We start from the raw sequence: 6596 nt of genomic DNA, 5'->3' as shown, positions 1-6596 counted from the left end.
GGGCAGGCCGCCGCGTACGTGCCGCCGATGCTCGCCGCCGTCGAGCCGTACGCCGGTCGGTTGCGCGACCTGGGCGCGGTGCTGGCCGGGGCGGTCCCCGGCCGGACCGGCGCGGACCAGATCTCGGTCTTCTGCTCCACCGGCCTGGCCGGCACCGAGGTGTTCCTGCTCGACCGGCTGGCCCGCGTGGCCGCTCCCGCCCGCTGAGCGTGCCGGACGGGCGGCGTGGCGGTACGGAACCGGCCCGGTACCCTCGGATGGTGTCTGCCACCTCCTCCACCCCGCAATCCGACGGGCGTCGGGTCGCCCTGCTGACCCTCGGCTGCGCCCGCAACGAGGTCGACTCGGAGGAGCTGGCCGCCCGGCTGCACGCCGACGGATGGCAGGTCACCACCGACGGCGAGGGCGCCGACGTGGTGGTGGTGAACACCTGCGGCTTCGTCGAGAAGGCCAAGCAGGACTCGATCCAGACGCTGCTGGCCGCCGCCGACACCGGCGCGAAGGTCGTCGCCGCCGGGTGCATGGCCGAGCGGTACGGCCGTGAGCTTGCCGACAGCCTCCCCGAGGCGCAGGCCGTGCTCAGCTTCGACGACTACCCGGACATCGCCGCCCGCCTCGACTCGGTGCTCGCCGGTGAGGCGATCGGCGCGCACACCCCCCGCGACCGGCGGGAACTGCTGCCGCTGACCCCGGTGAAGCGCCGCGACGCGGAGGTGTCGCTGCCCGGGCACGGCACCCCGGCCCGGGTCGCGCCGGAGACCGACGCGCACACCCCGGCCCACCTGCGGCAGGTGTTGCGGCACCGGCTCGACACCGGCCCGGTGGCCTCGCTGAAGCTCGCCAGCGGCTGCGACCGGCGCTGCGCGTTCTGCGCCATCCCGGCGTTCCGCGGGGCGTTCGTCTCGCGTACCCCGGACGAGCTGCTCGCCGAGGCCGAGTGGCTGGCCAAGACCGGCGTCCGCGAGCTGGTGCTGGTCAGCGAGAACTCCACCTCGTACGGCAAGGACCTGGGCGACCCGCGCGCGCTGGAGAAGCTGCTGCCGCAGCTCGCCGCGATCGACGGCATCGTGCGGGTCCGCGCCAGCTACCTCCAGCCCGCCGAGACCCGGCCCGGCCTGGTCGAGGTGATCGCCACCACGCCCGGCGTGGCCGCGTACTTCGACCTGTCGTTCCAGCACTCCAGCGAGCCGGTGCTGCGCCGGATGCGGCGCTTCGGCTCCACCGACCGGTTCCTGGAGCTGCTCGCCTCCGCCCGCGCGCTGGCGCCGGACGCGGGCGCGCGCAGCAACTTCATCGTCGGCTTCCCCGGCGAGACGAAGCAGGACGTGGCCGAGCTGGTCCGGTTCCTGACCGAGGCGCGGCTGGACGCGATCGGCATGTTCGACTACAGCGACGAGGACGGCACCGAGGCCGCCGGACTGGCCGGCAAGGTCTCCGCCGCCACGATCAAGCGGCGGTACGACAAGCTCAGCGCGCTGGCCGACGAACTCTGCTCGCAGCGCGCCGAGGAGCGCCTCGGCGCGACGGTGGAGGTGCTTGTGGACTCGGTCGCCGACGGCGTGGTGGAGGGGCGGGCCGCCCACCAGGCGCCCGAGGTCGACGGCTCGACCACGCTCGTCGCGCCGGTCGGCGGCGGCGTCGACCTGGCCGCGTTGCGCCCCGGTGACCTGGTCCGGGCCACCGTCACCGCCACCGAGGGCGTGGACCTGGTCGCCGTACCGGATGAGATGATCTCGGCGGCGCCCGGCGCGGTACGGTGACGGCGGGCCCGGACGAAGCGGGGAAGCCACGTGGGGCGATGCGGGACATGACGGGCGCGGAGTCGACGGCGGCCGCCCCCGTACCGCTGCTCAACGCGGCGAATGTGCTGACCGGCGCGCGCCTGGTGCTGGTGCCCGTCTTCGCGGCCACCGTGGTCGCGTCCGCGATGACCCACGCGGGCTGGCGGATGGCCGCCTGCCTGATCTTCGTGGTGGCGTCGGCGACCGACCTGGTCGACGGCTGGATCGCCCGCCGGTTCGAGCTGGTCACCTCGCTGGGCAAGGTCGCCGACCCGATCGCCGACAAGGCGCTCACCGGCGCCGCGCTGGTGCTGCTCTCCGTCTACGACCGGCTGCCCTGGTGGGTGACTGTGGTGATCCTCGCCCGTGAGCTGGGCATCACCGCGCTGCGCTTCTGGGTGATCCGGCACGGCGTGATCGCGGCCAGCCGGGGCGGCAAGGTCAAGACGGCGCTGCAGATCCTGGCGATCACCTGGTACCTCTGGCCGATGCCGGAGGCGCTCGCCGCGATCGGCCCGTGGATCATGGGCGCGGCGGTGGTGGTCACCGTGGTCACCGGGTTCGACTACATCGCCCAGGCGTTGCGGCTGCGGCGTCCGGCCCGTTGACCCGGGCAGCCGGCTCGTCGCTCCGGGCGGCCGAAGAGTAAGCCGCCCTGGCGCGGGAAGAGAGGGCGGGCATGGACACCGACGAGAGACACCAGCGGCCCGCCGGCAACCCGGCGGCCTCCGTCGTGCACCGCCTGCACGAGTGCGGCCAGACGCTGGCCACCGTCGAGTCGCTGACCGGCGGGCTGCTCGCCGCGGCGGTCGTGGAGATCGCCGGGGTCAGCTCGATCTACCGGGGCGGCATGGTGGTCTACGCCACCGAACTCAAGGCGACGCTCGCCGGCGTACCGGAGGACCTGCTGGCCGAGCGTGGCCCGGTCGATCCCGACGTGGCCGCCGCCCTGGCCGAGGGCGGACGGCAGCGGTGCGGCGCGGACTGGGGCCTGGCCACCACCGGCGTCGCCGGGCCGGAGCCGCAGGACGGCAAGCCGGTCGGCCTGGTCTACGTGGCGGTCGCCGGGCCGGACGGCACGCAGGTGCGCCGGCTCGACCTCGACGGCGGCCGCGACCACATCCGCTCGGCCGTGGTGATCGAGGCGCTGCGGCTGCTCGCCGACCGCATCCAGCTCCCCGAGGACGCCGACGCCGCCGAGGCGGCGGGGGTCGGCCCCCGATGAGCCGGCCCGGCGCCGACACGCCCGGCCGCGGGCCCGCCGGCCGGCCGATCCGCACGGATTTTCAGAGGCGGGGTGGGATGTCGTCGTGGCAACCAACGGGTACGGTTGCGGGAAGGCTCCGACGGTCGCCGTCGGCGCCGGAGCGGTCTCCGCGTCCGGCGCCCGGCGCGGCTCGGCCGGGCATGGTGGTCCCGTCCAGGGGGAGGTGCGATGGTCCTGCTACGCCGGGTGATCGGTGACGCGCTGCGGACACGCAGGCAGGGGCAGCACCGCACCCTCCGCGAGGTGTCGTCCGCCGCCAACGTCAGCCTGGGCTACCTCTCCGAGATCGAGCGCGGCCAGAAGGAACCGTCGAGCGAGCTGCTGGCCGCCATCTGCGACGCGCTCGGCGCCCGCCTGTCGGAACTGCTGCGCGAGGTGAGCGACACCGTCGCCCTCGCCGAGCAGATGCCCGGCGTGCTGGTCCCGGTGGCCGACGAGCCGGCCCCGGTGGCCACGGCCGCCGTGCGTAAGGCGACCAACCGCGGTGTCCGGCAGGTCACCACCGACGGCGCGGTCGCCGTCCAGGTCCGGCAGGACTCGCCGCTCAAGGCCACGCTGCGCAGCACCCGGGTACGCCCCGCGGAGCGGGACGTGGTCTGCGCCGCCTGACCCCGGCTGTCGCGTCGTGGGCGGTGCTGGCGTCCGCGTCGTACTGTTGATCAGGAGCGTACGGGTGCCGGAGTGGCGTCCGGCTGGAACGATGTAGGCGCGACGCTACTGAGGGGACGAGGCGGAGATGGCTAACCCGTTCGTCAAGGGTTGGAAATACCTGATGGCGCTCTTCGGCGCGAAGATCGACGAGCACGCCGATCCGAAGGTGCAGATCCAGCAGGCCGTCGAGGAGGCGCAGCGCCAGCACCAGGCGCTGGTGCAGCAGGCGGCCGCGGTGATCGGCAACCAGCGCCAGCTGGAGATGAAGCTGTCCCGGCAGATGACCGAGGTGGAACAGCTCCAGGGCAACGCGCGGCAGGCGCTCGCAGTGGCCGACCAGGCCCGGGGCCGGGGCGACGAGGCCGAGGCCGGGCGCTACGAGCAGACCGCCCAGATGCTGGCCACCCAGCTGGTCTCCGCCGAGCAGGCCCTGGAGGACCTCAAGACGCTGCACGACCAGGCGCTCGGCGCGGCCGCCCAGGCCCGCAGGGCGGTCGAGAACAACTCGATGATCCTCCAGCAGAAGCTGGCCGAGCGCACCAAGCTGCTCAGCCAGCTGGAGCAGGCCAAGATGCAGGAGAGCGTGGCCCGCTCGCTGGAGTCGATGTCGTCGCTCACCGCACCCGCCAACACCCCGTCGCTCGACGAGGTCCGCGACCGGATCGAACGCCGCTACGCCACCGCCATGGGCCGCGCCGAGCTGGCCGGCAACTCGGTCGAGGGCCGGATGCTGGAGATCCAGAAGGCCACGCTCGACTCGGCCGGATCGGCGAGACTGGAACAGATCCGGTCGAGCATGGCCGGCGAGCAGCTCGGTGGCCGGCAGGAGACCCCCGCCGTCGGGCAGCCGGCCGACCCGGCCGCCGCGGCCCGGCTCGACGAGATCCGGGCCAGCATGAGCCGGGAACGCGGCACCGGGGAGAGCACGACCGGCTGACGGAGGGGCGGACACCATGGCGGACGAACGGGCCCGACACTTCCGCAGGTTGCGCAGGCTGCGCAACTCGGCGCGACGGTGGAGCGTGCTGGCCGGCGGGCTCGGCGGCGCCGCGGCGGTGCTCACCCCGTACGCCGGACTGGGCCTGCCGGACGCGGCCTGGGCCGGCGCCGCGGGCAGCGCCATCGCGATCGCCGCCTGGCGCTGGGCCGACCACCGGGCGCTCGCAGCAGTGCCGGCGCCGCCCGCCCTCGACCCGGCGGAGGCCGCCGCCCGCTCCCGCGCCCGGCTGGTCGCCGCCGTCGAGCGGCTGCCCGTCGGGCCGGGTGTCCTGGCCGAGGTACGCCGGGTCCGCTCCCGCATGGCGCTGCGCGGCACCGCCGCGGCCGAGCCGTGGGCACGGCTGGACCGGGCCGCGCTCACCCTGGCCGGGCTCGCCGGACGGCTGACCGGTCTGGCCGAGCCGGCGGTCCGGGAGGCGGCCGAGGCCGATCGTTCGCTGCGTGAGCTGGCGAACCGGGTCGCGGGCGTGGAACGCGCGGCGAAGCTGACCCCGCAGAGCACGCTGGACGAGGTGCACGCCACGCTGGTGGCCCAGTTGGAGGACGGGGTGGCCGCGTACGAGCGGCTGGTGGTGGCCGCCGCCGGCTACGTAGCCGAGGACGCCCGTCCCGACACCGCGCACCCGGCCGCCGCGCGGCTGACCGAGGCCACCGACCTGCTGCACGGGGTGGCCTCCGCCCTGGCCGAACTCCGCACCCCCCTCCGAGCCCCCCAGCCCGGCCGCTGACCGCCCCCGCCGCACGCCGATCGTCCGCGCGCTGATCGTCCCGCGCGCTGATCGTCCCGCGCGTTGATCAAGGAGTTTGTGTCCTGAGGCGGGCCGAATCCGTACACCAACTCCTTGATCACCGGCGCGGACAGGGGGCGGGCGGAGGGCGTCGGGCCGCCCGGGCGGGCAACTCGCGGTCAGGCACCCCCACACCCGCCCATCGCCCCGCCAGCGCCGGTGATCATGAGGTTGGCGGTGTTGTTGATCTCGGAAACTGCCGTCAACTTCATGATCGACCCTGAGAGGGAGGGCTAGGTGGGGGTGGTTATGGGGGTTGGTGGGGTCCAGGGGGACGTGCCAACCACGTTCGTCGTGCGTACTCGGTAGTAGTACGTGGTGGAGCGGGCCAGGCCGGTGTTGGTGAAGCCGCGGCCGGTGACGCGGAACGTGGCCGGCTCCCTGGTGAACGCGGCGTCGGTGGCGCGCTGCACGATGAAGCCGGCGCCCGGTCCGGCCGGAGTCTCGGCCGACCAGCTCAGCGTCACGGTGGCGGTGTCCGGTCCCGGCGCGCTCGCGATGACGCTCACCGCCGTGGGCGTCGTCGGCCGGGCCGGGGTGGTCACCCGGGCCACTGTCGACCAGGGGGACGCCGCGCCGAGGTACGTCGTGCGTACCCGGTAGTAGTACGTGGTGTCCGGCGCGACGGCCGGGTCCACGTGGTTCTCGCCCACGGCGATGGCGGTGGTCCCCGGGCCGCTGCTGAACGTCGGGTTGGTGGCGCGCTGCACGTCCACACCGGTGGCGAAGGAGTGGTTCGCCCAGCGCAGCGCCACCCGCAGCGGCGCGGTCGGCGGCACCGCCGCGGTGAGCCGGGCCGGCGCGGCCAGACGCACCGCCGCCGGTACGGCATTCGACCAGGACGAGCAGCTCACCGCGTTCTCGGCGCGGATCCGGTAGTGGTAGGTGACGCCGGGGGTGACTGTCGCGTCGGTGTAGCGGGTCGCGGTGGCGGCCACGGTGATCTCGGTCAGCCCGGCGGTGAAGGCGCTGTCGGTGGCGCGTTGCAGCAGGTGGCTGGTGGGCACCGGGCGACTGCCGTTGCCGGTCCAGGTCAGCGCGATGGCGGGCCGCGCGGTGGCGCTGCCGGGCGCCGGGGTGGCGGTCAGCCCGGTGGGCGCCTTGGGTGCC

6 protein-coding genes and 2 pseudogenes are annotated in these 6596 nt (G+C 74.7%); 7 read left to right on the top strand and 1 reads right to left on the bottom strand.

Features of this window, described 5'->3' with window-relative positions:
- From KBX39_RS19320 to KBX39_RS19290, 7 genes and pseudogenes are all read left to right on the top strand, one after another.
- Positions 1 to 207, top strand: a pseudogene (locus KBX39_RS19320) (ornithine cyclodeaminase family protein); the annotation flags it as partial.
- Between the two features lie 50 nt (positions 208 to 257).
- On the top strand, positions 258 to 1760 hold the full coding sequence (gene rimO / locus KBX39_RS19315) for a 30S ribosomal protein S12 methylthiotransferase RimO (protein WP_210871836.1): 1503 nt from the start codon (positions 258 to 260) through the stop codon (positions 1758 to 1760).
- Between the two features lie 47 nt (positions 1761 to 1807).
- Positions 1808 to 2389 (top strand): CDP-diacylglycerol--glycerol-3-phosphate 3-phosphatidyltransferase, encoded by a 582-nt coding sequence (gene pgsA, locus KBX39_RS19310; RefSeq protein ID WP_030503388.1) that lies wholly within the window; start codon positions 1808 to 1810, stop codon positions 2387 to 2389.
- A 71-nt stretch (positions 2390 to 2460) separates the two neighbouring features.
- The gene (locus KBX39_RS19305) at positions 2461 to 3006 is read left to right on the top strand and encodes a CinA family protein (RefSeq protein WP_043325772.1); all 546 of its coding nucleotides are present in this window, start codon (positions 2461 to 2463) and stop codon (positions 3004 to 3006) included.
- A gap of 210 nt (positions 3007 to 3216) precedes the next feature.
- Positions 3217 to 3657 carry a helix-turn-helix domain-containing protein gene (locus KBX39_RS19300; protein WP_043325770.1) on the top strand — a complete coding sequence of 147 codons (441 nt, stop codon included), beginning with the start codon at positions 3217 to 3219 and terminating at the stop codon, positions 3655 to 3657.
- A 127-nt stretch (positions 3658 to 3784) separates the two neighbouring features.
- A complete protein-coding gene (locus KBX39_RS19295) occupies positions 3785 to 4636 on the top strand; it encodes a PspA/IM30 family protein (RefSeq protein WP_030503385.1) in 852 nt (283 codons plus the stop codon).
- Between the two features lie 16 nt (positions 4637 to 4652).
- Positions 4653 to 5426, top strand: a complete 774-nt coding sequence (locus KBX39_RS19290) for a hypothetical protein (RefSeq protein WP_043325768.1) — start codon at positions 4653 to 4655, stop codon at positions 5424 to 5426.
- Positions 5427 to 5719: 293 nt separating this feature from the next.
- On the opposite strand, the pseudogene KBX39_RS19285 reads toward KBX39_RS19290, so the two are convergent.
- Positions 5720 to 6596, bottom strand: a pseudogene (locus tag KBX39_RS19285) (hypothetical protein); the annotation flags it as partial.

It is taken from the genome of Micromonospora sp. D75, from assembly GCF_018070405.1.
In the GTDB taxonomy this organism is placed as follows: Bacteria; Actinomycetota; Actinomycetes; order Mycobacteriales; family Micromonosporaceae; genus Micromonospora; species Micromonospora chalcea.
Note: the sequence above shows the minus strand (reverse complement) of the source record. Positions and strands in the feature narration are given on the sequence as shown.